The sequence below is a fragment of the Photobacterium sp. TY1-4 genome, from assembly GCF_025398175.1.
Lineage (GTDB): Bacteria > Pseudomonadota > Gammaproteobacteria > Enterobacterales > Vibrionaceae > Photobacterium.
Genome location: NZ_CP099734.1, coordinates 301,090 through 327,723, shown reverse-complemented (window position 1 = coordinate 327,723; position 26,634 = coordinate 301,090). Strand labels below are relative to the sequence as shown.

13 protein-coding genes, 3 tRNA genes, 4 rRNA genes and 1 riboswitch are annotated in these 26,634 nt (G+C 56.2%); of the genes, 5 read left to right on the top strand and 15 right to left on the bottom strand.

What is annotated here, in order from left to right:
* Positions 1 to 7 precede the first annotated feature (7 nt).
* The 4 genes from NH461_RS01595 to csrD form a co-directional block, all read right to left on the bottom strand.
* Positions 8 to 337 (bottom strand): MSHA biogenesis protein MshK, encoded by a 330-nt coding sequence (locus tag NH461_RS01595; RefSeq protein ID WP_261601609.1) that lies wholly within the window; start codon positions 335 to 337, stop codon positions 8 to 10.
* The gene (locus NH461_RS01590; RefSeq protein ID WP_261601608.1) at positions 330 to 965 is read right to left on the bottom strand and encodes a type II secretion system protein M; all 636 of its coding nucleotides are present in this window, start codon (positions 963 to 965) and stop codon (positions 330 to 332) included. The genes NH461_RS01595 and NH461_RS01590 overlap by 8 nt, the downstream gene beginning before the upstream one ends.
* Positions 962 to 2,476: a PilN domain-containing protein gene (locus NH461_RS01585; protein WP_261601607.1), complete on the bottom strand. Its 1,515-nt coding sequence runs from the start codon at positions 2,474 to 2,476 to the stop codon at positions 962 to 964. The genes NH461_RS01590 and NH461_RS01585 overlap by 4 nt, the downstream gene beginning before the upstream one ends.
* A 139-nt stretch (positions 2,477 to 2,615) precedes the next feature.
* A complete protein-coding gene (gene csrD / locus NH461_RS01580; RefSeq protein WP_261601606.1) occupies positions 2,616 to 4,544 on the bottom strand; it encodes an RNase E specificity factor CsrD in 1,929 nt (642 codons plus the stop codon).
* Positions 4,545 to 4,811: 267 nt separating this feature from the next.
* On the opposite strand from csrD, the gene NH461_RS01575 reads away from it, so the two are divergent.
* The gene (locus NH461_RS01575; protein WP_261601605.1) at positions 4,812 to 5,693 is read left to right on the top strand and encodes a LysR family transcriptional regulator; all 882 of its coding nucleotides are present in this window, start codon (positions 4,812 to 4,814) and stop codon (positions 5,691 to 5,693) included.
* Positions 5,694 to 5,767: 74 nt separating this feature from the next.
* Here NH461_RS01575 and NH461_RS01570 read toward each other — a convergent pair whose 3' ends face one another.
* Positions 5,768 to 6,328, bottom strand: coding sequence for a single-stranded DNA-binding protein (locus NH461_RS01570; protein WP_261601604.1), 561 nt, complete (start codon positions 6,326 to 6,328; stop codon positions 5,768 to 5,770).
* A gap of 329 nt (positions 6,329 to 6,657) precedes the next feature.
* On the opposite strand from NH461_RS01570, the gene uvrA reads away from it, so the two are divergent.
* Together uvrA and NH461_RS01560 are read left to right on the top strand one after the other, a co-directional pair.
* Positions 6,658 to 9,516 carry an excinuclease ABC subunit UvrA gene (gene uvrA, locus NH461_RS01565; protein ID WP_261601603.1) on the top strand — a complete coding sequence of 953 codons (2,859 nt, stop codon included), beginning with the start codon at positions 6,658 to 6,660 and terminating at the stop codon, positions 9,514 to 9,516.
* 72 nt (positions 9,517 to 9,588) lie between these two features.
* Positions 9,589 to 11,376 carry a PglL family O-oligosaccharyltransferase gene (locus NH461_RS01560; protein ID WP_261601602.1) on the top strand — a complete coding sequence of 596 codons (1,788 nt, stop codon included), beginning with the start codon at positions 9,589 to 9,591 and terminating at the stop codon, positions 11,374 to 11,376.
* Positions 11,377 to 11,536: 160 nt separating this feature from the next.
* Here the strand turns inward: NH461_RS01560 and NH461_RS01555 are convergent, their stop codons facing one another.
* On the bottom strand, positions 11,537 to 12,655 hold the full coding sequence (locus NH461_RS01555) for a pyridoxal-phosphate-dependent aminotransferase family protein (protein ID WP_261601601.1): 1,119 nt from the start codon (positions 12,653 to 12,655) through the stop codon (positions 11,537 to 11,539).
* Between the two features lie 237 nt (positions 12,656 to 12,892).
* A riboswitch (Lysine riboswitch) is annotated at positions 12,893 to 13,072 on the top strand.
* Between the two features lie 112 nt (positions 13,073 to 13,184).
* Between NH461_RS01555 and lysC the strand changes: the two genes are divergently transcribed.
* The gene (lysC, locus tag NH461_RS01550; RefSeq protein ID WP_261601600.1) at positions 13,185 to 14,555 is read left to right on the top strand and encodes a lysine-sensitive aspartokinase 3; all 1,371 of its coding nucleotides are present in this window, start codon (positions 13,185 to 13,187) and stop codon (positions 14,553 to 14,555) included.
* Positions 14,556 to 14,660: 105 nt separating this feature from the next.
* Here lysC and metH read toward each other — a convergent pair whose 3' ends face one another.
* Entirely contained in the window at positions 14,661 to 18,338 is a 3,678-nt protein-coding gene (gene metH, locus NH461_RS01545) for a methionine synthase (protein WP_261601599.1), read from the bottom strand.
* A gap of 198 nt (positions 18,339 to 18,536) precedes the next feature.
* Here metH and NH461_RS01540 point away from each other — a divergent pair, with 198 nt between their 5' ends.
* Positions 18,537 to 19,820, top strand: coding sequence for a cation:proton antiporter (locus NH461_RS01540; RefSeq protein WP_261601598.1), 1,284 nt, complete (start codon positions 18,537 to 18,539; stop codon positions 19,818 to 19,820).
* Between the two features lie 96 nt (positions 19,821 to 19,916).
* Here the strand turns inward: NH461_RS01540 and metA are convergent, their stop codons facing one another.
* The 8 genes from metA to NH461_RS01500 all read right to left on the bottom strand — a co-directional run bounded on the left by metA (position 19,917) and on the right by NH461_RS01500 (position 26,618).
* Positions 19,917 to 20,858, bottom strand: coding sequence for a homoserine O-succinyltransferase (metA, locus tag NH461_RS01535; protein ID WP_261601597.1), 942 nt, complete (start codon positions 20,856 to 20,858; stop codon positions 19,917 to 19,919).
* 250 nt (positions 20,859 to 21,108) lie between these two features.
* Positions 21,109 to 21,224, bottom strand: a 5S ribosomal RNA gene (gene rrf, locus NH461_RS01530).
* An 8-nt stretch (positions 21,225 to 21,232) separates the two neighbouring features.
* A tRNA-Thr gene (locus tag NH461_RS01525) sits at positions 21,233 to 21,308 on the bottom strand.
* Positions 21,309 to 21,398: 90 nt separating this feature from the next.
* Positions 21,399 to 21,514 (bottom strand): 5S ribosomal RNA (gene rrf, locus NH461_RS01520).
* Between the two features lie 114 nt (positions 21,515 to 21,628).
* Positions 21,629 to 24,517: ribosomal RNA gene (locus NH461_RS01515) — 23S ribosomal RNA — on the bottom strand.
* A gap of 269 nt (positions 24,518 to 24,786) precedes the next feature.
* A tRNA-Ala gene (locus tag NH461_RS01510) sits at positions 24,787 to 24,862 on the bottom strand.
* A 40-nt stretch (positions 24,863 to 24,902) separates the two neighbouring features.
* Positions 24,903 to 24,979 (bottom strand) — tRNA-Ile (locus NH461_RS01505).
* Positions 24,980 to 25,052: 73 nt separating this feature from the next.
* Positions 25,053 to 26,618: ribosomal RNA gene (locus tag NH461_RS01500) — 16S ribosomal RNA — on the bottom strand.
* Together the 16S, 23S and 5S rRNA genes with 3 tRNA genes alongside form the textbook arrangement of a ribosomal RNA operon.
* Positions 26,619 to 26,634: the final 16 nt, after the last annotated feature.

The window sequence follows — 26,634 nt, the reverse complement described above, 5'->3', positions numbered from 1 at the left end:
ACTTCAATTAATCGTTTGTTTTGATATCGTCGGCAAACACTTCCAAACGCCATCGCTTTCCACCCCGGCTGAGGGTGACTGCCCCTTCCCGGATCTCAGCCAGGGTATACCCGCTGATGCGCTCTCCCAACGCCACCGGGACGTTGTTCAAAATGGCGAGGCAACCACCCGGCCCGCCGCAGACCACTGCCTGCAGCTGGGGCAACCGCGCCCGGACAACCGGCTTTGTCTGTGCCGGAGCCTGCCAACCAAACGGCGCTGTCGGATCCTGGGCGGCCCAGCCCGGCCCGGCCAGTGCAGCCAGAACAACCGCACCCAATAAACCTGCTCTAACCACCGATAAAGTCCTTACTTTCGCCCAGGGTGTATACTTCCAGCTCAATCTCTGCCCAAGGGTAGGTATCGACTTGGTAATTCAGGCTACGCCAGTAATATTTCACCGGCAGGGCTTCGAGCTGATCCAGATAGTCCACCAAATCAAAATACCGGCCGCGCAAGGTCAGCCGAACCGGGTGGATATAATAGCCTTCGTCTTTGCCGCTGATGAGCTGGGCGGACGGCATGGAGGTCAGCGACAGCAAGCGCAGCCGATCGGTCCGCTTCAGCACCTGCTCAAGCAACGCCGACATCTGCATCGGGCTAACCAGGCTGGCCACCCGTTGCTGTAGTGTCGCTTCCAGAGCGTCATTTTCCTGCGCCAGCATATTGATTTTCTGTTCAACCTCCCGGTTCGGATCCCGTTGCAGCTTTCGCTGAATATGATCGATCTGCTGCTCGTTGCTGGACAGCTGGCCGGCTAATGACAGGATTTGCCGCTCAACCGAATCCAAGGCCTGCATTCTGGGTTCAATCACCACCATAAAGCCGACAAACAACAGCACCGTCCATCCTGACACCAGGATCAACCCTTGCTCGCGGCGGGTCAGCAGATCAAAGCGCTCACTCAATTTGTACCAATAGTTCACTGCATGTCCCCCATTTTCGAGAGCGCCTGCCCCAGCGGTTCTGCCGCCTGACGTTCGGCATGCAACGCGAAGGTCACCACATTGCGCTCATCACGCCCCAGGGTCATTTGCTCAAAACGGCGCTCCGCCAGGGCCGGATGAGCCTGAAACGCCTGCAACCAGTTCGGGACGGCATCCGGGGTCCGGGCAATGCCTTCCAGGTCCATCTGCTGGCCGCTGACCCGGATCCGCTGCACGGAAATATCGCGGCTGGCTGCCTGCGACAATTGTTGCAGCATCCCGGCATACCCCACCTTGAGGCTGTCATCATGCATTTCGATTGCCGCCAGCGTTGCCTGACGGGCTGCCAGGTGCTGCTCCAGCTCCCCGGCGACCTCGACTTTCAGTTGGCTCGGAATATGTTTGGCCAGGGCTACTTTGGCCCGATCCAGCTCATCCTGCTTGGCCTGCAACCGGGTCTTTTCCGCAGCCAGCAGCTGGGCCTGGTGATAGTTCTGCCAGCCCAGCCAACCGGCCAGCGAGCCGATCACCACCACCCCGAGCAGCCAGCTCAGCACGACATTTTGCAGGGTCATCAAGCGGATTTGCGGTTTGAGGGCATCACTGTAGAAATTAATGCCACGATCCAGCGGCGCGGTCAGGGCAGCCTGAGCGATCCGGGCCGCATTGCCGGCCAGTATCGGATCCACAGGCGTGACGGCATGGACCGCCACACTCAAGCGTTGACGCAAGGCCGCCGCCAGCGCGTCGTCATCTTCATCATCGCAAGCGATCAGCAATTGTGTGATCGGGGTATCGCGCAATTGGGCACTGAGGAAATCCAGGGAGCGTTGCAGCTCCAGGGCCAGGCTGTCCAGCTGCAACGCAGTGGCCATGTCATCGCCTTCAGACGGCGACAGCAACGGCACAGGAAAGCCGCGCAGCAGGCGCTGGAAACACATCTCCTGGCTCTGAAAAGCCGTCAGTTGCAGGTTGCCCTGGTGGCGGCGGTGCATCACCAGCTGGTTAAGGGTCGGTGACGTGAGCTGGCCCCACACCACTTCTTCAGCGGTGATCAACGCTACCGTCCCGCCCGCATCCGTACACACCCGGACAAACTGCATCACCTGATCCCGCCCGGTGACAAACACCTGAAGCCGCTCTTTCAGCGGCGCCGGAAAACCGTCAGCAACCAGCGAAGCCGGCGATTCGTTGACTAAATCTTTGACCAGAAACGGCAGCGCCGTCGGATACTCATCGCGGGGCAAATCCGGCTTTTCGATCAGCATGCTCTGGTACAGGCCATGGCCCAGCACCAGGCGGAACTGCGCGCCATCCAGCTGATGACGCGTGATCAGCCCGGCCACAGTCGCAACGCGCTCTTCCTGCGTCATCGCGGCCTGCTGATCACACACCCATCCCGTGTCACTTTCATACACAAGCGTGACGGAATCGGTAAAAATCGCCAGGCTTGCCGTCTTTATCCGTCTTTTCTTCTGAAAATATCTGTTAAGCAACGGGTTAGATTTCATGAAATTCCAGCCAGCCTTTCTACCATAGGTCTTCTTTGCAACGCGAAAATACGGATAACGCCACTCCGTCAATAATTTGACTATTATAAGGATATTTTATCAATAATATAGTATTTTCTTGTCATTCAGATACCAGAGGTTAGACCTCTTTAGAGCCACACGACATTTCGCGGGTAAAGAAACGTCCCTGACCGCCCTGAACGCCCAATTGCTTCAACACTTGCCATTCCTGATCATTTTCCACCCCGACAGCAATCACCTGCGCGGCCGAGTTGGCACAGGCCCCCAGCATACTGCGGACAAACAGCTGGTTTTCCTGCCGTTGGTGAATGCCCCGGATCAATCCCCGGTGCAGCTTGATGTAATCGGCTTTCACGTCTTTGATATAGTGGGTGCTGACAATGGTGCGACCGGCCTGATCGACCACCAGCTTACAGCCCAGCCCCACCAACATCCGGGCCACCGGGCGCATCGCATCAAGGTGCTTGACCAGGCTGCTTTCCGGAATTTCAAACGACAGCCGGTTGAGCACCGTTCTCGGGGTCTGCAACAACTCGTCACGCAACCAGCGTACAAACGCCTTCTCCAGCAGCGCTTCGACACTGACATTCACCGACAGGGCATCCCCGACCGGTCCGTGCTTAAGCATGGTCAGGGTCTTCGCCACCACTACCTTGTCCATCCTGGTGTGGTACCCCACCTGAGTCACGGCACTCAAGAAATGGGACGCTTTGATCAGCTTCCCTTGCTCATCCGGGATCCGGGCCAGCAGCTCCCGGTGGATCACCTGGTGATCCAGGGTCAGCGCCGGTTGCTGATACAACAGCACTCCGCCGCCGTCAAACGCCTGATCCAGCAGACTGCGCCAGCGCACGCTGCCCCGGCCTTCTTCAAACTGCGGCGCTTTCTGGAAGGTATCCCAGCTGTTGGTGCCCTGCAGCTGAGCACTGCGCAGCGCCATATCTGCCGCGTCCATGATCCGTCCCCGGCGATCCCCGCTGGCGCAGTAGGTCATCCCGATATGGCACCAGTTGTCCGGCTGCAGCGGCGCCGGGGGATCCAACCGATCCAGGGCTTTCAGCAACTGGTTGGCAAACTGCTTCACTTCTTTGGCCGGTTGCTGCGGCAACAAAATCGCAAACTCCGCATCGAAATAACGGGCCAGCACAGTGTCGGGGTAGCGCTGGATCAGGTTGGACAGGATCATCCCGACATCCTGGATCAACTCATCCGCCACCTCTTTGCCCTGCTCGGCGAGCAGCTCTTCCCAATCCTCAATCCGGACCATCAGGACCGCGCCGTGGGTTTCCGGCTCCTGCACCAGCGATTGCAGCCGGCTGTCAAACAGCACCCGGTTGGCCGCACCGGTCAGCTGATCCAAAAAGGTATGGGTCCGGATGAAGGTGTCAAATCGGCTGCGCTCCTGGCGGGCATCTTTGAGTTCGGCAATCATCTGATCCAGCGCCAGGCTGGCCGTCGCTGGCCATTCCAGCTCGTCGCCGACGGCATTGTCATCCACTTTCCCGGCCAGGATCATCCGTCCACGGTGCTCGAGCAACTCAGAGCCATACAACTGCTGGCGCAGCCAGTTCATTCCCCAGACCAGACCCAGAATAATGATCACCACCGCCAGGCTGATCGACGACATGGCCCCGATGGAGTAGGTAAATTCGGTATACGGCGGGATGGACTTTAAGTGCACCGTAAAGCCGGGATTATGGCTCAGGGTATAATTGCCCTGGTGCAAAACCGCCGGATCATTGATCGGCTGCAACCCCTTATAGGCGTACATCACCCCGGCCGGACTGGCGATTTCAAGCTCCACCACGTTACTGGCCTTGAGCAATTTGGGCAGCCAGCGCGACAGGGAATCCGCCCCCTGCGGGTCGGCCAACTCCTGATCAATGACCGCCACCACCCCGTCAAGATAATGGGTCAGATAATCCTGCCCCAGCTTGCGAAAGCTGACGGCACCACCAATGAAAATGACGAAAATGGCACAAATTACAATGAGCGTCACAAACGCCACCAGGCGGTTGGTCAACTTCATCCCTGAGGCTTTTCTCATAAAAATCCAACTGAACTCGGTTATGGACGATATTTCCGGCGGCCAACCCGCCGGTGAAAGTTGCAAAGTACCACTCCCGACCCGGGAGGTCAGTGGGTGAGCCGACACTTTAACAATTTGTAAAATTTAGCCTTTTGAAGCTAATCCCAAGAGCAGACGCGGCGCACTGACTTTGATCCGAATCCCCGGTCAGCAGAAGGCAAGCAGTTCCCGTCCAATTTGTTATGATGGTCAACTGGTTACCGTCACCGCCTGCGGATAGAAAGAATGGATTGGATCACCTGTACGAACAGTTTTGTCACCGTTGTCGACCAAGGCTCGCTGGCCCAGGCCGCGACCAAACTCAATACCTCCAGCTCTGCGCTGTCCAAGCGACTGACCTGGCTCGAACAGCAGCTGGGGGTACAGCTGCTCAAACGAACCACCCGCAGCCTGGCCGTGACCGACGCCGGTAAACTGTTTTATCAGCGCAGCGCCCGGTTGCTGGAAGACTGGCAGCAGATGCTGGCTGAAACCACGTCAACCTACGGCGAAGTCAGCGGCGTACTGCGGATCGGGGCCCCGCTGGCCACCGGCAGCCGCCTGCTGGTCTATTACCTGGCCGAATTTATCGAAACCTACCCCAACATTCAGGTCGAGCTGCACACGGTGACCCCGGGCCAGTTGCCCGATCACAACCTGGATGTCTTTATCAGCCGCGAGCTGACCGACTTCAATTCAGCCAGCTATATCGCGACCCGGTTGTTCTCCTTCCAGCCCGGGTTCTATGCCGCCCCGGGCTACCTGGACAACAAGCCACACATCAGCAGCCCGGAGCAGCTGGCGCAGCATAACTGCCTGTTGTTCGGCAACCATGGTCATGAGCAAGAGCATGTGTTTGAAAACAACGTCCGCCTGCGCCTGCGCGGTAATTTCACCACCCAAAACCCCGAAGCCCTGGTGGCCGCCGCAGTCGCAGGGATGGGGATCATCCTGACCGGGGAGAAAATGGTCCAGCGCGAGCTGTGCAAGGGCCTGCTGGTCCCGGTGCTACCAGCCCTGAAGCAACCCCGGAGCGCTGCGTTTGCCTATTACCCCAAACTCGAATACAACCACGTGAAAACCAAGTTGTTCATCGATTTTATCAAAGACAAGGCCAACGCCGGTTGAGGCATCATTTTCAGCCAATAAAAAAGCAGCGCCGGGCGCTGCTTTTTTATCAACCGTCAGTCAAACCTGTCGACTCAGAACGGGATATCGTCGTCGAAATCCATCGGCGGTTCGTTATACTGCTGCTGAGGCTGTTGTGGCTGTTGCGGCGCTTGATGCTGCGGGGCTGACTGCTGCGGCGCATAACCCTGCTGTGGTGCGGCTGCCGGTTGCTGCGGTTGTCCCCAACCACCCTGCTGCTGCTGACCACCCATTGGTGCGCCCATCCCCTGGCCACCGCCCTGACGGCCACCCAGCATCTGCATGATGCCGTTGTAACCCTGAACCACGATCTCAGTCGTGTAACGGTCCTGGCCGTTCTGATCTTGCCACTTGCGGGTTTGCAGCTGGCCTTCGATGTAAACTTGCGAGCCTTTACGCAGGTACTCACCAGCCACTTCTGCTAACTTGCCGAACAGCGCCACACGGTGCCATTCAGTTTTTTCACGCTGCTCACCGGTGCTCTTGTCACGCCATGACTCAGAAGTAGCAACGGTAATATTTGCTACTGCACCACCATTCGGCATGTAACGGATTTCCGGATCATTTCCTAGGTTACCCACCAGGATAACTTTATTGATGCCACGACTGGCCATAATTCACTCCAGATCTGATCGCTGGGCTGTATTCTGCTACAGCGGCTGCTACTCAAAGTTTATACTGAATCGCGCAGTCTACCATGCTGCCCGGTTCGGGAACAGGGCGAGACCGTGTGATTCCGCGCAAAATTATCCTCGCGTTTCATCCGCGGCAATCCGGCTGCCGCCCGGCACGTTTCCCCACGCCACTGCGGCCCGGATCTGCCCCTGGACAAAATGCTCAATAATCGCTCCAAACACTGTATCTTTATACAGTTTCCACTTTCAAGCGTTTTCGCCTTGTGTGATAATGACGGCCCACTTTGTCAGTCATAAGCTCACATACTATGGATCAAATCGAAGTCAGGGGTGCCCGGACCCATAACCTCAAAAACATCAGTCTAACTCTGCCACGTGACAAGCTGATTGTGATCACCGGCCTGTCCGGCTCGGGGAAATCTTCCCTGGCATTCGATACACTCTACGCCGAAGGCCAGCGCCGCTATGTCGAATCCCTCTCGGCCTATGCCCGGCAGTTTCTGTCACTGATGGAAAAACCGGATGTCGACCATATCGAAGGCTTGTCTCCGGCCATCTCCATTGAGCAGAAGTCAACCTCCCACAACCCGCGCTCGACCGTCGGGACCATCACCGAGGTGTATGACTACCTGCGACTGCTGTTTGCCCGGGTCGGTGAGCCACGCTGTCCGACGCACCATGTGGCCCTGGCAGCACAAACCGTCAGCCAGATGGTCGATCAAGTGCTGGCCCTGCCCGAAGGCAGCAAGATGATGCTGCTGGCCCCCGTAGTCAAAGAGCGCAAGGGGGAGCACGTCAAGACCCTGGCCAACCTTGCCGCCCAGGGCTATATCCGCGCCCGGATCGATGGTGAAGTCTGCGACCTGTCCGATCCGCCGACGCTGGAGCTGCACAAGAAGCACACCATCGAAGTGGTCGTCGATCGATTCAAGGTCCGCGACGATCTGCAACAGCGTCTGGCAGAATCGTTCGAAACCGCGCTGGAGCTGTCCGGCGGGACCGTGGTGGTCAGCCCGATGACGGCCGGCGAACACGAGGAAATCATTTTCTCCGCCAACTTTGCCTGCCCGCATTGCGGCTACAGTATGCAGGAACTCGAGCCGCGCCTGTTTTCCTTCAACAACCCGGCCGGTGCCTGCGGCACCTGTGACGGCTTGGGCGTGCAGCAATATTTCGATCCGGAACGAGTGGTCCAGAACGGCGAGCTGAGCCTGGCCGGCGGGGCGATCCGCGGCTGGGACAAACGCAACTTCTATTATTTCCAGATGCTCACCTCGATGGCCGAGCACTATGACTTTGACGTCGAAGCGCCGTTCAACAGCCTACCGCAGAAAACCCAGCAGGTGATCCTCAAGGGGTCCGGCAAGCAGGAAATCGAATTTAAGTACATCAATGACCGCGGCGATATTACGGTCCGGCGTCATCCGTTCGAGGGGATCCTCAACAACATGGAGCGCCGCTACCGCGAAACCGAGTCCAACTCGGTGCGTGAGGATCTGATCAAGTTTATCTCGACCAAGCCATGCAGCAGTTGCCACGGCTCGCGCCTGCGCCTGGAAGCCCGCAACGTCTTTGTCGCCGACACCACCTTGCCGCAGATCAGCGAGATGAGTATTAATGAGGCGCTGGATTTCTTCGGCAACCTGTCGCTGGTCGGGCAGCGAGCCAAAATTGCGGAAAAAGTGCTGAAAGAGATCTCCGATCGGCTGCACTTTCTGGTCAATGTCGGCCTTAACTACCTCAACCTGTCCCGCAGCGCCGAGACCCTGTCCGGCGGTGAAGCCCAGCGGATCCGTCTGGCCAGCCAGATTGGCGCCGGGCTGGTCGGCGTGATGTACGTGCTGGACGAGCCGTCCATCGGCCTCCACCAGCGCGATAACGAGCGCCTGCTCAGCACCCTGACCCACCTGCGGGATCTCGGCAATACGGTGATCGTGGTCGAGCACGATGAGGACGCCATCCGCACCGCCGACCATGTGATCGATATCGGTCCGGGTGCCGGGGTCCACGGCGGCAACGTGATTGCCGAAGGTACCCTGGCAGATATCCTTGCCTCCGACGCCTCACTGACCGGCCAGTACCTCAGCGGCAAGAAAAGCATTGCCGTCCCTGAGCAGCGGGTCGCGATGGATCCCGAGCGGACCGTCAAGCTGATCGGCGCGACCGGCAACAACCTGAAGAACGTTGATGTCGAAATCCCGGTCGGCCTGCTGACCTGCGTGACCGGTGTTTCCGGCTCCGGGAAATCAACCCTGATCAACGACACTTTCTTCAAGATTGCCCACCACCAGCTCAACGGGGCAACCGCCGGTGACGCCGCGCCGTACCGGGAAATCCGCGATCTGGACCACTGCGACAAGGTGATCGATATCGACCAGAGCCCGATTGGACGGACGCCGCGCTCCAACCCGGCGACCTATACCGGCATCTTCACCCCGATCCGCGAACTGTTTTCCGGTACCCAGGAGTCCCGCTCGCGCGGCTACAAACCGGGCCGTTTCAGTTTCAACGTCAAAGGCGGACGCTGCGAAGCCTGCCAGGGTGATGGGGTACTGAAAGTTGAAATGCACTTCCTGCCGGATGTCTACGTGCCTTGCGATGCCTGCCACGGCAAGCGCTATAACCGGGAAACCCTGGAGATCCGCTACAAAGGCAAGAGCATTGATGAAGTGCTGGCGCTGACGGTGGAAGATGCGCGGGAATTCTTTGATGCGGTTCCAGCAATTGCAAGAAAACTGCAGACGCTGATGGATGTTGGCCTATCTTATATCCGGCTGGGCCAAGCCGCGACCACCCTGTCCGGTGGTGAGGCCCAACGGGTCAAACTGGCACGCGAGTTATCCAAGCGCGATACAGGAAAGACCCTGTATATTCTGGATGAGCCAACCACCGGTCTGCATTTCCACGATATCCAGCAGCTACTCAGTGTGCTGCACCGCCTGCGGGATCACGGCAACACCATTGTGGTGATCGAACATAACCTGGATGTGATCAAGACCGCGGACTGGATCATCGATCTGGGTCCGGAAGGCGGCAGCGGCGGCGGTGAAATCATTGCCACCGGTACCCCGGAGCAGGTGGCCCGGGTTGAAGGCTCCCATACAGCGCGCTTCCTCAAGCCGTTGCTCCCGGCCGCCACCAACCCCGAGCTGGCCGAGGCCCGATAATCTCCATCGCAGGCTGGGTCCGCTCAGCCTGCAACCAAACAAGGCGAGCAGCGCAACAGGCAGAAAACGACCATGAATTTGTTACATGTACAAGGCACCCGGCTGGCAGAGCAGCGCATCAGCAAACCGGTGATCAAGCCGTTTATGGCCACGCTCAGCGTGTTGTTCCTGTTTACCATGCACTATTTCCAGCACAACCCGGGGGGATCCGGGCTGGCCCTCTCGTTCAATACCGCCAGTTGGATCCCGCTCAGCTTCTCAATCGCTTTCGGGCTGTTTGAAATCTGCCGTCAGAAAACCTGGCGTTACTCCCGCCTGACCCTGATCCTGTTTGCCTGCTGCATCCTCCTCACTCTGCCCGTGCTCTACCCGAATGCCGGCGACAGTGCTGCAACGGGCCGGTTACTGGGGCTGTGGGCCGGTTTTCTTTTTTTCCTGGCTTTGCAGCAATTTGCCTTCAGCCACAAGCAACGCCAGCACCTGCTCTGGCTGATCCTCGCCGCGGTCTGGCTGCAGGCGCTGCTGGGCTGGTATCAGTTCTTCGGCCTGGAAGCGGACAACCCCATCGGCTACGACACCATCGCCAACCGCCCGTACGGGATTTTTCAGCAGCCCAATGTGATGGCGACGTTCCTGGCCACCGGCCTGGTGCTGTCGGCTTACCTCCTGGCCCGCTTACCCATGTACCGGGGACAATGGTCACTCCATCAGGCCGGATTGCTGCTCACTCCGGTCGTCACGATCCCGGTACTGGTATTTGTCAGCTCCCGGACCGGGTGGCTGGCCGCTATCATCGGTACCTTGCTGATCCTGCCTTACCTGTGTCGGTTTGCCGCCAAAGCACAATGGCGGATGTGGCTGCTGATGGTCGCTCTGGGCCTGAGTCTGTCCTGGCATTTAAGCACCACCGTCAGCTGGGCCCCGGCGGAAGACCGGATCAGCCTGCACAGCGCACGGAGTATTCACCTGCCGCAAGCCTGGGAGATGTACCGGAAGTCGCCGTGGCTCGGCTACGGCTACGGCAACTTTGAGTCGGCCTACCTTACCCAGACGGCCCAGTGGCACCATCATGATCCCGCGCAACCGCACGGTCTGCCGGCGCTGGATCATCCGCACAACGAGCTCCTGTACTGGGCGGTAGAAGGCGGGACTCTGCCGTTACTTGGCTTGCTGCTCGCTGCGGCCGCCGTACTGAGCCGCATTCGCAAAGCCCCGCCGGGAACCCGGCTGGCACTGGTGGCTCTGTTCTTTCCGCTCACGTTGCACACCCAGCTTGAGTACCCGTTTTATCATGCCCTGGTGCACTGGGTGATCTTCGTGCTCCTGATCTATTGGGTGGATAACCTCACCGCCAAGTATTACAAACTCACCCTCAATTATGTCCTGGCGATCCGATGTTGCATGATCCTGCTGCCGCTGCTGATCAGCAGCTATATGGTAACCACACTCTACTCAGGCTACTGGCTGACCAAGTTTGAGACTTCCCGGCCACCGGAGATCGGCTACCTGCAACACGTCAACAATCCATGGGCCTGGGAGACCCGGCTCTCGTGGGATGTGGCAATCACCCAGCTCCATTTGGGTGCAGCAACCCGGGATCCGGCCCTGATCCAGCACTATGTGGACTGGGCAACCGAGAAAGCCAAAAGCTGGCCGAGGCCGGCCTTGTACCAGAACCTCATCGCCGCCTACCAGTTGCTGGACAATCCGACACGGGCCGCCCAGATCCGCCAGGAAGCCGAGTACCTGTTCCCTGCCCATGATTTCAGCCCGGCCGCACTGACCCCCCTCTTTGAGGGTAACCTACCCTCACTCAGCCAGGGAGTGACGCCGAACCTGCCGTCTACCATCCCGCAATAGCGAGCACACCGGAACCGGGCAAGCGGACGCCTGTGCACTAACGCTTGTCCGCCGCAGACCAAGTAAACGCCACAAAACACGAAACAACGGCTACCGAGGTAGCCGTTGTTGATCCTGCCCCCAGCACACGTGCCGGGCCTCCGGTTGATGCCGAGCTGACTTACTTCAGCGTCGTCTCCAGCGCCTTCAGGCACAGCGCTACATTTTCACTACGGGCGGCATATCCCATCAGGCCAATCCGCCACGCCTTCCCGGCCAAGGCGCCCAGTCCGGCACCAATTTCCAGGTTGTAACGCTCCAGCAGGGTCTGACGCACCTGCGCATCATCGACACCGTCCGGGATGTACACCGCATTGAGCTGCGGCAAGCGGTACGCTTCATTGACCACAAATTCAATCCCGAGTTTCTCCAGCCCGTCACGCAGCTCCCAGTGTGTATCCTGATGACGCTGCCACGCATTTTCCAGTCCTTCATTTTTCAGCAACACCAGCGCTTCATGCAGGGCGTACAGGCTGTTTACCGGCGCAGTATGGTGATAGCTGCGTTTGCCTTCACCGCTCCAGTATCCCAGCACCAGGCTTTGATCGAGGAACCAGCTCTGAACCTTGCTTTGGCGCTGCTGAATTTTCTCCACCGCTCGCGGCGAGAAGGTCAGCGGCGACAGGCCCGGCACACAGGACAAACACTTCTGGCTGCCTGAATACACCGCATCCAGTTGCCACTCGTCCACCAGCAACGGGACGCCGCCCAGTGAGGTGACGGCATCGACAATGGTCAGGCAATCGTGCTGGCGGGCCAGTTTGGCAATCGCTTCGGCATCGGTCAGGGCACCGGTCGAGGTTTCAGCATGGACAAAAGCAACGATTTTTGCATCCGGGTTGGCGTCCAACGCCTGGGCGACCAACTGCGGATCGACCGGATCTCCCCAGGTGTTCTCAACCATCACCGCCTCTCCGCCGCAGCGCTCGACATTTTCCCGCATCCGGTCGCCAAACACGCCGTTGCGGCAGACGATCACCTTATCGCCCGGCTCGACCAGGTTCACGAAACACGCTTCCATGCCGGCGCTGCCCGGCGCAGACACGGCAATAGTGAACGGGTTCTGGGTCTGGAAGGCATACTGCAGCAACTGTTTCAGCTCATCCATCATGCCGATAAACAACGGATCTAAGTGGCCGACGGTCGGACGACTCAGCGCCTGCAACACTTGCGGGTAGATATCTGACGGGCCCGGGCCCATCAGGGTACGTTGTGGTGGGTAAAAACTACCGATTGTCATTATTATATCTCCTGGGTAAGCGTTCATGATTCTCTGAGCGGCCACCGACACCGGTAACGCTTCAGGGAATAGTCCAGTATTCAGGGAATTGCCCCCGGACGCAACCCTGCGCCCTAGAACGACCACCCTTGCATTTTCCCCGCATAATTTTTCATCCGCCCATTGACAAGCCCCTGGTAAATCCGCTTCAATGAAGAACGTTTTTTGTTCACCCTGATGACCAAAGTGTCAGCAGGAAAAAACAGAAGAGGAGCGTTACCCAGGTAACCAGGTTTGCGGGGCCCCACCCCAAGGCATCCTGGCAAGGGGGAGTAACGCCGAGATACTGCCGGGTTGGGGAACCACAGTATCGGCCAGTAAGGCTGAATCCTTCTGGCTGTCACCTTTCGTCGTGAAAGGTGGGGAGCTTCTGGTTGTAGCGCGAACTATCCGTCTCACCGATTTGCTCTCCTGACAATTGGATGTCGGGAACTAACCTCCCGAGTCAATCCCTATCTTCATCACCATTACTGATATTGGGAGACTTGCTTTGAGCCCTGTTGATAACGCCGCCACCCTGACCGTCGCCAAATTCGGCGGCACCAGTGTTGCCGATTTTACCGCCATGCACCGCAGTGCCATGATCATCAAACATAACCCGGCAGCCCGGGTGGCCCTGATCAGCGCCTGCTCCGGCGTCACCAACCTGTTGGTTGAACTGGCCGGCGGGGTCCGGGACGCGGACCGACGCCAGCAATTACTGACCCAACTGAAAGATATTCACTACGCCGTCCTGAACGAGCTAGTATCGCCGGAACTTATCACGCCGGCGCTCAATGACCATCTCGACAGCATCGCAACACTGGCCGCGCAGGCTGCAACCCAGCCGAGTGCCCAGCTGACCGATCAGCTGGTTGCCAATGGCGAGCTCCTGTCGACCCACCTGTTTACCCAGATCCTCTGCGAGCTGGGCGTAAACGCGGTGCGTGTCGATATCCGTGACATCCTGCGCACCGACAATCAGTTCGGCAAAGCGATCCCACAACCGGATGACATTCGTGCACTGGCCACAACCCATCTGGAGCCGTTGCTGGCCCAGCAGGTCGTGGTCAGCCAGGGCTTTATCGGCGCCGATCCAGACGGGAATACCACCACTCTGGGCCGGGGCGGCAGTGACTACAGCGCGGCGTTGGTTGCCGAAGCGATCCGTGCAACGACGCTGGAAATCTGGACCGATGTACCGGGCATGTATACCACCGATCCCCGGATCACCGCCGCAGCGAAACCCATCCGGGAGATCAGTTTCAGTGAAGCGTCCGAGATGGCTAACTTCGGAGCCAAGATCCTGCACCCGTCCACGCTGGTCCCGGCGATCCGCCAGCAGATCCCGGTGTTTATCGGATCATCCCGTGCGCCGGAGCAAGGCGGGACCTGGATCCGTGATCAGGTCAGTGATGCGCCGCTGTTCCGGGCCCTTGCCCTACGTTGCAACCAGACCATGGTGACCCTGACCAGCCTGAACATGTTCCATGCCTACGGTTTCCTGGCGGAGGTGTTCCGGATCCTGGCCGAGCACAAAGTCTCGGTCGATCTCATTACGACCTCCGAAGTCAGCGTTTCCCTGACCCTGGATAAAACTGACACCGCCGGCGGCGCACCGCAACTCCCGGAAGCCGCCGTGGCAGCGCTCAGCCAACTGTGCCGGGTCGAGGTTGAGCAGGGTCTGTGCCTGGTGGCCCTGATTGGTAACCGGATGAGCCGGACCAAGGGCTCCGCCAAGGAAATTTTCGGCTCGCTGGATGACTACAACCTGCGCATGATTTGCTATGGCGCCAGCCCGCATAACCTCTGCTTCCTGGTTCAGGAGCAGGATGCCAAATCGGTAGTCCAGTCGTTGCACCGCCAGATCCTGGAAGCCTAAGCCTGGAAGCTTAAGCCACAACGCTCACACCAGAAACAGCAAGGGCGCCAATCGGCGCCCTTCATGATGGTGCTTTCATTGATGAGCCGAAGCCGACCCATGAGCCTAAGCCGACAGGTTCGGCCCCAGCCACTTCTCCGCTTCAATCAAATCCCAGCCTTTGCGCTCAGCGTAGCTGTCACGCTGATCTTCCTGGATCTGGGCGACGGCAAAGTAACGCGCGTCCGGGTGGGAGAAGTACCAACCCGACACCGAGGCGCCCGGCCACATAGCATAGCTGGTGGTGAGTGACATCCCAATGGCCTCTTCGACATTGAGCATCTCCCACAAGGTGCCTTTCTCGGTATGTTCCGGACACGCCGGGTAGCCGGGTGCCGGACGGATCCCCTGGTATTTCTCACGGATGAGTTCGTCATTCGACAGCGCTTCGTCCGGTGAATAGCCCCAGATTTCCTTGCGTACCAGCTCGTGCAAGTACTCGGCAAAGGCCTCTGCCAGCCGGTCAGCCACCGCCTGTACCATGATGGCATTGTAATCATCACCCTGGGCTTTAAATTTATCGGCCAACTCTCGTTCTCCGATGCCGCCGGTGACGGCAAATGCCCCGATCCAGTCCGGTTTTCCGCTATCTTTCGGCGCAATATAATCCGACAGGCAGTAGTTAAAGCCTTTCGGTTTCTCCGTCTGCTGGCGCAGGTTATACAGCACCTGCGCTACCTGACTGCGGGACTCATCGGTATAGACCTCAATGTCATCCCCAACGCTGTTGGCCGGGAACAGGGCACACATGCCACGTGCTTTCATCAGGCCTTCCAGCTCAATCCGATCCAGCCATTCATTGGCATCGGCAAACAAGCGACGCGCTTCTTCCCCCACTTCTTCGTGGTCCAATATCGCCGGGTATTTACCCATCAGCGACCAGGTCATAAAGAACGGGGTCCAGTCGATGTACTGGCGTAAGGTCGCGACCTCAAAGTTATCAAAGACATGGGTGCCCGGCTTTGCCGGCACCGGCGGCATGTAGCTGGACCAGTCAATGGCCACCCGGTTCGCCCGGGCCGCTTCCAGCGTCACCGGCTTGGTCCGCGGTTTCTTGCGGCTGTGCTGATCCCGTACCCGGACATAATCAGCATCGAGTTTTTCAACAAAGACCGGACGAAGCTCATCCGACAGCAGCGAAGTACACACGCCCACCGCCCGCGAAGCATTGTTCACATAGACCACCGGTTGATGGTAGTTCTGCTCAATTTTCACCGCCGTGTGCGCTTTGGAGGTCGTCGCACCACCAATCAACAGTGGCAGATCAAAGCCCTGACGCTCCATTTCCTTAGCCACATGGACCATTTCATCCAGCGACGGCGTGATCAGACCGGACAGACCGATAATATCGACATTCTCTTCCTTGGCGACCTTAAGGATCTGCTCGCACGGCACCATCACCCCGAGATCGATGATCTCGTAGTTATTACACTGCAGGACGACCCCAACGATATTTTTACCGATATCGTGCACATCCCCTTTCACCGTCGCCAGCAGGATCTTGCCGTTCGATCGCCCGCTCTGTTTCTCGGCATTGATGTACGGCTCCAGATAGGCCACCGCCTGTTTCATTACCCGGGCGGATTTCACCACCTGGGGCAGGAACATTTTCCCTTCACCGAACAGATCGCCGACCACATTCATGCCGTCCATCAACGGGCCTTCGATCACTTCCAACGGCTTGCTGGCATTGGCGCGCGCTTCTTCGGTGTCTGCCACAATGAACTCAGTGATCCCCTTGACCAGCGCATGCTCCAGCCGCTTGGCCACCGGCCAGGTCCGCCACTCCAGCGCCGAGGCATCTTCTTCCTTACCAACGCCTTTACCGGCATATTCAGCCGCAATGTCCAGCAGCCGCTCGGTTGCATCATCCCGGCGGTTGAGCACCACATCTTCTACCGCTTCACGCAGTTTTTCCGGCACGTTGTCGTAGACTTCCAGCTGGCCGGCATTAACGATCCCCATATCCATCCCGCGCTTGAAGCAGTGATAAAGGAATACGGCATGGATCGCTTCACGGACGTAGTTGTTACCGCGGAAAGAGAACGAGACATTCGACACCCCACCGGAGATCATCGCATGGGGCAGATCCCGTTTGATGTCACCCACCGCTTCGATAAAGTCGACCGCATAGTTGTTGTGCTCATCAATCCCGGTGGCAACAGCAAAGATGTTCGGGTCAAAAATGATATCTTCCGGCGGGAAGCCGACTTCATCGACCAGGATCCGGTACGCATTGGTACAGATCTCCAGCTTGCGCTCGCGGGTATCTGCCTGACCGACTTCATCAAAGGCCATCACGATCACCGCCGCGCCATAACGGCGGATCAGTTTGGCTTGCTCAATAAACTTGTCTTTGCCTTCCTTAAGCGAGATCGAGTTGACGATCCCCTTGCCCTGGATACACTTCAGGCCGGCCTCGATGACTTCCCACTTGGAGGAGTCAACCATGATCGGTACTTTGGAAATTTCCGGCTCGGAGGCACAGAGGTTAAGGAAACGCACCATACAGGCTTCGGCATCGAGCATCCCTTCATCCATATTGATATCGATGATCTGGGCGCCGTTTTCCACCTGCTGCCGGGCCACTTCCAGCGCTTCATCGTATTGCTCTTCTTTAATCAGTCGCTTGAAGCGTGCCGAGCCGGTGACATTGGTCCGCTCCCCGACATTGACAAACAGCGTGTCTTTCTCAATGGCCAGCGGCTCCAGTCCGGACAACCGGCAGGCCACCGGTAGCTCCGGCAGCGGACGCGGTGTTACGGTTGCCGTCACGGCGGCCATCTGGCGAATATGCTCCGGTGTGGTGCCGCAACAACCACCGACCAGGTTCAGAAAACCGGACTCCGCCCACTCCGCAATATGCTCGGCCATCTCCTCCGGCGATAAGTCATACTCACCAAAAGCATTCGGCAAGCCCGCATTGGGGTGAGCCGAGACCGCGCATTCAGAAATCCGCGACAGCTCTTCCACATACTGGCGCAACTCATCCGGACCCAGGGCACAGTTGAGGCCGAACGAAATTGGCCGGACATGGCGCAGGGAGTTGTAGAAAGCTTCGGTCGTCTGACCGGAAAGGGTTCGTCCGGAGGCATCGGTGATAGTCCCGGAGATCATCACCGGCAGAGCCATCTCCAGCTCATCAAACACCTGATCGACCGCAAAGGCACACGCCTTGGCATTGAGGGTATCGAAAATAGTTTCAATCAGGATAATATCGGCACCGCCTTCGATCAGGGCATGGGTCGACTCGGCATAGGCTTCGACCAGTTGATCAAAGGAGACATTCCGGTAGCCCGGATCATTCACGTCCGGTGAAATTGAGCAGGTACGGTTAGTCGGACCGAGCACCCCGGCAACAAAGCGCGGCTTGTCCGGCGTTTTGGCCGTCCACTCATCAGCCACCTGACGCGCCAGTCGGGCGGCTTCACGGTTGATCTCGGCGCTGAGCGATTCCATGTCATAATCGGCCATCGCAATCGTCGTGGCGTTAAACGTGTTGGTTTCCAGGATATCGGCACCCGCTTCCAGGTAAGCATTGTGAATATCGCGGATCAACTGGGGCTGGGTCAGCACCAATAAGTCATTATTGCCCTTCAGGTCAGAAGGCCAGTCAGCAAACCGCTCCCCACGATAATCTGCTTCGTCCAGCTTATAACCCTGGATCATGGTGCCCATCCCGCCGTCAATGATCAGGATTTGCTGCGCCAACCGCGCTTGTAATATTTCCTTGCCCTTTCCCACCGCACTACTTCCTTATCCATTTTTACAGCTGAATAACATCCTACCACAGGTTAGATGGAAATCTAGACGTCCAAATGAATTATTGTTTCCGGGCTCAGGCTCAATATTGAAAAGTTTTCAGTAGCTATCAATGCATGATGGCTTTATATTTTGACACAATTTGTCTCTTTACTTTTCAGCTTATATCGAGGTTCATGGATGTCCGTTTATAGCACCCTTTGCTTTCTTGCTGCCGCAGCAATGATTATTGCGTTTATCAACAGCAAAATAGGGAAAATGCAAACAACGATTGCGATCACGGCCGGCGCACTGCTCTTATCCTTAGGCATCGTGATCGCCGGTCAAAACGGATGGTTTCATTTAGAAGAAATCGCAGCCAGCCAGCTGGGTGAAATCAACTTCGAATCATTTTTGCTCAAAGGGATTTTAGGCTTTCTGCTGTTCGCCGGCGGGCTCGGGATCAAGCTCCCCAACCTGGAAGATCAGAAGTGGGAAATCACCGTTCTGGCATTGGCCGCCACGCTGTTCTCCACCTTCTTTATCGGCTTTGCTCTCTGGGGCATCTGTCAGCTCATCGGTATCAACTTTGACCTCATTTACTGCCTGATTTTCGGCTCCCTGATCTCCCCGACCGACCCCATCGCCGTCCTGGCCATCGTCAAGAAACTCAATGCCCCACGCCGGATTTCCACCCAGATTGAAGGCGAGTCCTTGTTCAACGATGGCTTCGGCCTGGTCATTTTTGTCACCTTATTCACCATTGCCTTCGGTAACGAAGCACCGACCGTGCTCGGCGTCGGCCAGCTGTTTATTCAGGAAGCAATCGGTGGGATTGCCTACGGATTCCTGCTTGGCCTGCTGTTCCATTACCTGATCAGTGCCACAGATGATCACTCCATGGAACTGCTGCTGACTATCGGGGTACCGACTGCCGGATATGCTTTCGCCGATCTGATCCATGTCTCCGGTCCGCTGGCGATGGTGGTCTCCGGGATCATGATTGGGAACTGGACGCGCTATATCGGGTTCTCAAAAGAAAGTGAGGATCACCTGGACCATTTCTGGGAACTGGTCGATGAGTTCCTCAACGGGGTACTGTTCCTGCTGATCGGTCTGAGTATGCTGCAGTTCAGCTTCCATGAGGAAGACTGGATCCTGATGGTCATCGCCGTACCGCTGGTGCTGCTCAGCCGCTTCCTCAGCATCCAGTTGTCCTACTTCGGGTTCCAGCGTTACCGTAGCTATAACCCGCATTCAGTGAAGATCCTGACTTGGGGCGGCCTGCGTGGCGGTCTGGCGTTAGCGATGGCCATGGCCATTCCAGCCGGTATCATCGTGATCCCGGAAAAGAACATTGATGTGCGCGAGATGATTCTGGTGATGACCTATGCCGTCGTGGTGTTCTCCATTCTGATCCAAGGCTCAACCATTACCCCGATGATTCAGAAAGCCAAACTCTGGGAAGCCGACAACGCCAAGTAATAATGACAAAGACCTGCCTCGGCAGGTCTTTTAGTCTTCACGGGATGTAACAGCGAAGGGGCCTCAACAGCAACATACCAGCCAGCCAAGGAATGGTTAGTCATCCCGGGTAAAATTATCCTCCGAGAAATGCTCCAGATCATATGGCGTCTGCTGATACACACAGTAGTTCAGCCAGTTCGAGAACAACAAGTGGCCATGACTGCGCCAACTGGCCACCGGCGGATTGTCCGGATTTCCCTCCGGGTAGTAATTCACAGGAATATTCGGCTCCATCCCTTCACTCAAATCACGCACATACTCATTATGCAGGGTATGCACATCATATTCAGGATGACCGGTCACAAAGACATTCCGCTTATCTTTCGTCGCCGCTAGGTAAACCCCGGCTTGTTCAGACGTCGCCAGGATATCGAGATCCGTATGTTGGGCCAGATAATCCGGGGAGAAATCCGCGTAGCGTGAGTGTGGCGCAAGAAAGGTATCATCAAAGCCGCGCAATATAGGATGATGGCAATCATGGATGCGATGATAATACACCCCGGAAAGCTTCTCCTTCCGGGTTCGCTTCGGCAAATCATACAGCAGCTTGAGCCCCGCCTGTGCCGCCCAGCAGACGAACAGAGTCGAGGTTACATGTGCTTTCGCCCAGCTCATGATGGTCTGGATCTCTTCCCAATACAGCACATCCTCAAACTGTACCAACCCCAGAGGGGCGCCAGTCACAATCAAACCATCAAAATTACGCCCCTTCACCATATCAAACTGGCGGTAGAAGGTATCTAAATGCTCCGTCGGCGTATTCTTGGTGGGCCGGTTATCAATCCGAAGCAGCTCGACATCCACCTGAAGCGGGCTATTCGATAATAACCGCAAGAACTGAGTTTCCGTCTCAATCTTCCTGGGCATCAAATTCAACAGCAAAACCTTGAGGGGGCGGATCTCCTGGCTCGCTGCACGCGCTTCAGACATCACGAAAATGTTCTCGCCACGCAAAATATCCGTTGCAGGGAGTTGGTCAGGAATTTTTATCGGCATCTTGGTTTGCTCCTTCAACATGTTTCCGAACAACCTGGCGGCCTTTGGATGCGAGCGCGGATCGATTCAATGCGCCACCAGGATGTTTAGACGTCCAGATTTCTAAATAAACTATATAACTTTCTGGCAAGGTGCAAGGAAAAGCACTTAAAAAGAATTGGGCAACGAGCTGCAATATTGAGAAATTTTCATGAAAGTGACTGAGCAGAAACGAAAAAACCCAGCCTTTCGGCTGGGTTTTAAAATGGGTGTTCAGCAATGTCCTACTCTCACATGGGGAGACCCCACACTACCATCGGCGCTACAACGTTTCACTTCTGAGTTCGGCATGGGATCAGGTGGGACCATTGTGCTGTTGTCGCTGAACAAAATAGTGGTGCTAGTACCCAGATTTGAACTGGGGGCCTCACCCTTACCAAGGGTGCGCTCTACCGACTGAGCTATACCAGCACGCAATTCTGCGTGACAAATAAAGTCTTACAAGTTACCGCTTTATTTGCTTTGATGTTCATCTTTTCAAAAAATGAACACGTTAATCAAGCCTGGCGATGTCCTACTCTCACATGGGGAGACCCCACACTACCATCGGCGCTGCTGCGTTTCACTGCTGAGTTCGGCATGGGATCAGGTGGGTCCGCAACGCTATGGTCGCCAAGCAAATTCTTTGATTCACCGCCCTCGGGCAGTCAATCACAATCTCGGAAAATCTGACTAAGTCTCAGCACATCATTCAAGTGCTCATGGAGTCCGTAAAACCCCTTGGGTGTTGTATGGTTAAGCCGCACGGGCAATTAGTACAGGTTAGCTCAACGCCTCACAGCGCTTACACACCCTGCCTATCAACGTCGTCGTCTACGACAACCCTTCAGAAGGCTTAAAGCCTTAGGGATGACTCATCTTGAGGCTCGCTTCCCGCTTAGATGCTTTCAGCGGTTATCGATTCCGAACTTAGCTACCGGGCAATGCGTCTGGCGACACAACCCGAACACCAGCGGTTCGTCCACTCCGGTCCTCTCGTACTAGGAGCAGCCCCTCTCAATCATCCAACGCCCACGGCAGATAGGGACCGAACTGTCTCACGACGTTCTAAACCCAGCTCGCGTACCACTTTAAATGGCGAACAGCCATACCCTTGGGACCGACTTCAGCCCCAGGATGTGATGAGCCGACATCGAGGTGCCAAACACCGCCGTCGATATGAACTCTTGGGCGGTATCAGCCTGTTATCCCCGGAGTACCTTTTATCCGTTGAGCGATGGCCCTTCCATTCAGAACCACCGGATCACTATGACCTGCTTTCGCACCTGCTCGAACCGTCATTCTCGCAGTCAAGCGGGCTTATGCCATTGCACTAACCTCACGATGTCCGACCGTGATTAGCCCACCTTCGTGCTCCTCCGTTACGCTTTGGGAGGAGACCGCCCCAGTCAAACTACCCACCAGGCACTGTCCGCACCCCCGATAAGGGGGCGACGTTAGAACATCAACACTACAAGGGTGGTATTTCAAGGACGGCTCCACAGATACTGGCGTACCTGCTTCGAAGCCTCCCACCTATCCTACACATGTAGGGTCAATGTTCAGTGCCAAGCTGTAGTAAAGGTTCACGGGGTCTTTCCGTCTAGCCGCGGGTACGCAGCATCTTCACTGCGATTTCAATTTCACTGAGTCTCGGGTGGAGACAGCGTGGCCATCATTACGCCATTCGTGCAGGTCGGAACTTACCCGACAAGGAATTTCGCTACCTTAGGACCGTTATAGTTACGGCCGCCGTTTACCGGGGCTTCGATCAAGAGCTTCTCCGAAGATAACCCCATCAATTAACCTTCCGGCACCGGGCAGGCGTCACACCGTATACGTCATCTTTCGATTTTGCACAGTGCTGTGTTTTTAATAAACAGTTGCAGCCACCTGGTATCTGCGACTCTCAATAGCTCCATCCGCGAGGGACTTCACCGTCAAGAGCGTACCTTCTCCCGAAGTTACGGTACCATTTTGCCTAGTTCCTTCACCCGAGTTCTCTCAAGCGCCTTGGTATTCTCTACCCGACCACCTGTGTCGGTTTGGGGTACGATTCCTTACTATCTGAAGCTTAGAGGCTTTTCCCGGAAGCATGGCATCAATGACTTCACCGCCGTAGCAGCTCGACATCGGGTCTCAGCCTTAAGATGGTCCGGATTTGCCTAAACCATCAGCCTACACCCTTGAACCTGGACAACCGTCGCCAGGCCCACCTAGCCTTCTCCGTCCCCCCATCGCAATAGTAAGAAGTACGGGAATATTAACCCGTTTCCCATCGACTACGCCTTTCGGCCTCGCCTTAGGGGTCGACTCACCCTGCCCCGATTAACGTTGGACAGGAACCCTTGGTCTTCCGGCGAGGAGGTTTTTCACCCCCTTTATCGTTACTCATGTCAGCATTCGCACTTCTGATACCTCCAGCAGCCCTTACAGACCACCTTCAACGGCTTACAGAACGCTCCCCTACCCAATGTAGTAAACTACATTGCCGCAGCTTCGGTGTATCGCTTAGCCCCGTTAAATCTTCCGCGCAGGCCGACTCGACCAGTGAGCTATTACGCTTTCTTTAAATGATGGCTGCTTCTAAGCCAACATCCTGGCTGTCTGAGCCTTCCCACATCGTTTCCCACTTAGCGATAACTTTGGGACCTTAGCTGGCGGTCTGGGTTGTTTCCCTCTCCACGACGGACGTTAGCACCCGCCGTGTGTCTCCCGGATAGTACTTACTGGTATTCGGAGTTTGCAAAGGGTTGGTAAGTCGGGATGACCCCCTAGCCTTAACAGTGCTCTACCCCCAGTAGTATTCGTCCGAGGCGCTACCTAAATAGCTTTCGGGGAGAACCAGCTATCTCCAGGTTTGATTGGCCTTTCACCCCTAGCCACAAGTCATCCGCTAATTTTTCAACATTAGTCGGTTCGGTCCTCCAGTGCGTGTTACCGCACCTTCAACCTGCCCATGGCTAGATCACCTGGTTTCGGGTCTAATCCCAGCAACTGCACGCCCAGTTAAGACTCGGTTTCCCTACGGCTCCCCTAGATGGTTAACCTTGCTACTGAAATTAAGTCGCTGACCCATTATACAAAAGGTACGCAGTCACACCACGAAGGTGCTCCTACTGCTTGTACGTACACGGTTTCAGGTTCTATTTCACTCCCCTCACAGGGGTTCTTTTCGCCTTTCCCTCACGGTACTGGTTCACTATCGGTCAGTCAGGAGTATTTAGCCTTGGAGGATGGTCCCCCCATCTTCAGACAAGATAACACGTGTCCCGTCCTACTCGTTTTCACTTTAAATGCGTTGTCGGCTACGGGGCTATCACCCTGTATCGCGGCACTTTCCAGAGCCTTCACCTGACGCATAAAAAGCTTAAGGGCTAATCCGGTTTCGCTCGCCGCTACTGCCGGAATCTCGGTTGATTTCTCTTCCTCGGGGTACTTAGATGTTTCAGTTCCCCCGGTTCGCCTCATTAAGCTATGTATTCACTTAATGATAACTGCTTCTGCAGCTGGGTTTCCCCATTCGGAAATCGCAGACTCAAGTGGCTCTTACTGCCTCATCTGCGCTTATCGCAAGTTAGTACGTCCTTCATCGCCTCTGACTGCCCAGGCATCCACCGTGTACGCTTAGTCACTTAACCATACAACCCCAAAGGGTCTGTATCGTAAACAACCAAGGTTTCCATCAATTGCTTGATGGATTCGTTTGTTTTGCCGGACTCTTCTTACACAAGACACTTGAATGTGTATTGCTTGAGAACTCGTTTCACCTTGCGGTGAAACAATAATTTCGATTCCTAAAAATCGAATTACTAGTCAGCTTTCCAGATTGTTAAAGAGCATGTGTTTCGTTTTCTCCAAAGAGAAACAAACCACTGTTTAAAGATTCTCAGGGAAAACCCTTAAAGAGTGGTGGAGCTAAGCAGGATCGAACTGCTGACCTCCTGCGTGCAAGGCAGGCGCTCTCCCAGCTGAGCTATAGCCCCGACGTTTCCGATGCCTCACCAACTTCCCTTGGGCAGGAAGTGGTGGGTCTGAGTGGACTTGAACCACCGACCTCACCCTTATCAGGGGTGCGCTCTAACCACCTGAGCTACAGACCCAGCATCGTTTCGCTCTTCACATTTTAACCAGGCAATCTGTGTGGACACTGCATCAAACAATGTGTCATATCGTTAAGGAGGTGATCCAGCCCCAGGTTCCCCTAGGGCTACCTTGTTACGACTTCACCCCAGTCATGAACCACACCGTGGTAAACGCCCTCCCGAAGGTTAAGCTATCTACTTCTGGTGCAGCCCACTCCCATGGTGTGACGGGCGGTGTGTACAAGGCCCGGGAACGTATTCACCGTGGCATTCTGATCCACGATTACTAGCGATTCCGACTTCATGGAGTCGAGTTGCAGACTCCAATCCGGACTACGACGCACTTTTTGGGATTCGCTCACTATCGCTAGCTTGCAGCCCTCTGTATGCGCCATTGTAGCACGTGTGTAGCCCTACTCGTAAGGGCCATGATGACTTGACGTCGTCCCCACCTTCCTCCGGTTTATCACCGGCAGTCTCCCTGGAGTTCCCACCCGAAGTGCTGGCAAACAAGGATAAGGGTTGCGCTCGTTGCGGGACTTAACCCAACATTTCACAACACGAGCTGACGACAGCCATGCAGCACCTGTCTCAGAGTTCCCGAAGGCACCAATCCATCTCTGGAAAGTTCTCTGGATGTCAAGAGTAGGTAAGGTTCTTCGCGTTGCATCGAATTAAACCACATGCTCCACCGCTTGTGCGGGCCCCCGTCAATTCATTTGAGTTTTAATCTTGCGACCGTACTCCCCAGGCGGTCTACTTAACGCGTTAGCTCCGAAAGCCAGTGTTCAAGACACCAACCTCCAAGTAGACATCGTTTACGGCGTGGACTACCAGGGTATCTAATCCTGTTTGCTCCCCACGCTTTCGCATCTGAGCGTCAGTCTTTGTCCAGGGGGCCGCCTTCGCCACCGGTATTCCTTCAGATCTCTACGCATTTCACCGCTACACCTGAAATTCTACCCCCCTCTACAAGACTCTAGCCTGCCAGTTCCAAATGCGATTCCGAGGTTGAGCCCCGGGCTTTCACATCTGGCTTAACAAGCCGCCTGCATGCGCTTTACGCCCAGTAATTCCGATTAACGCTCGCACCCTCCGTATTACCGCGGCTGCTGGCACGGAGTTAGCCGGTGCTTCTTCTGTCGCTAACGTCAAACAACTAAGCTATTAACTTAGCCGCCTTCCTCACGACTGAAAGTGCTTTACAACCCGAAGGCCTTCTTCACACACGCGGCATGGCTGCATCAGGGTTTCCCCCATTGTGCAATATTCCCCACTGCTGCCTCCCGTAGGAGTCTGGACCGTGTCTCAGTTCCAGTGTGGCTGATCATCCTCTCAGACCAGCTAGGGATCGTCGCCTAGGTGAGCCGTTACCCCACCTACTAGCTAATCCCACCTGGGCCAATCTTAGCGCGAGAGGCCCGAAGGTCCCCCTCTTTGCTCCCATCTCGCAAAAGACAGGAGATTATGCGGTATTAGCCATCGTTTCCAATGGTTATCCCCCACACTAAGGCATGTTCCCAGGCATTACTCACCCGTCCGCCGCTCGCCGCCCAACAAATCACCCGAAGGGTCAATGTTGTCGCTGCCGCTCGACTTGCATGTGTTAGGCCTGCCGCCAGCGTTCAATCTGAGCCATGATCAAACTCTTCAATTAAAGTTTTGGTGTTTCC

Coding starts and splice junctions, on each gene's coding strand:
- NH461_RS01585 (WP_261601607.1), bottom strand. CDS start 2,476: ATGAAATCTAACCCGTTGCTTAACAGATATTTTCAGAAGAAAAGACGG.
- csrD (WP_261601606.1), bottom strand. CDS start 4,544: ATGAGAAAAGCCTCAGGGATGAAGTTGACCAACCGCCTGGTGGCGTTT.
- NH461_RS01575 (WP_261601605.1), top strand. CDS start 4,812: ATGGATTGGATCACCTGTACGAACAGTTTTGTCACCGTTGTCGACCAA.
- NH461_RS01570 (WP_261601604.1), bottom strand. CDS start 6,328: ATGGCCAGTCGTGGCATCAATAAAGTTATCCTGGTGGGTAACCTAGGA.
- uvrA (WP_261601603.1), top strand. CDS start 6,658: ATGGATCAAATCGAAGTCAGGGGTGCCCGGACCCATAACCTCAAAAAC.
- NH461_RS01560 (WP_261601602.1), top strand. CDS start 9,589: ATGAATTTGTTACATGTACAAGGCACCCGGCTGGCAGAGCAGCGCATC.
- NH461_RS01555 (WP_261601601.1), bottom strand. CDS start 12,655: ATGACAATCGGTAGTTTTTACCCACCACAACGTACCCTGATGGGCCCG.
- NH461_RS01540 (WP_261601598.1), top strand. CDS start 18,537: ATGTCCGTTTATAGCACCCTTTGCTTTCTTGCTGCCGCAGCAATGATT.
- metA (WP_261601597.1), bottom strand. CDS start 20,858: ATGCCGATAAAAATTCCTGACCAACTCCCTGCAACGGATATTTTGCGT.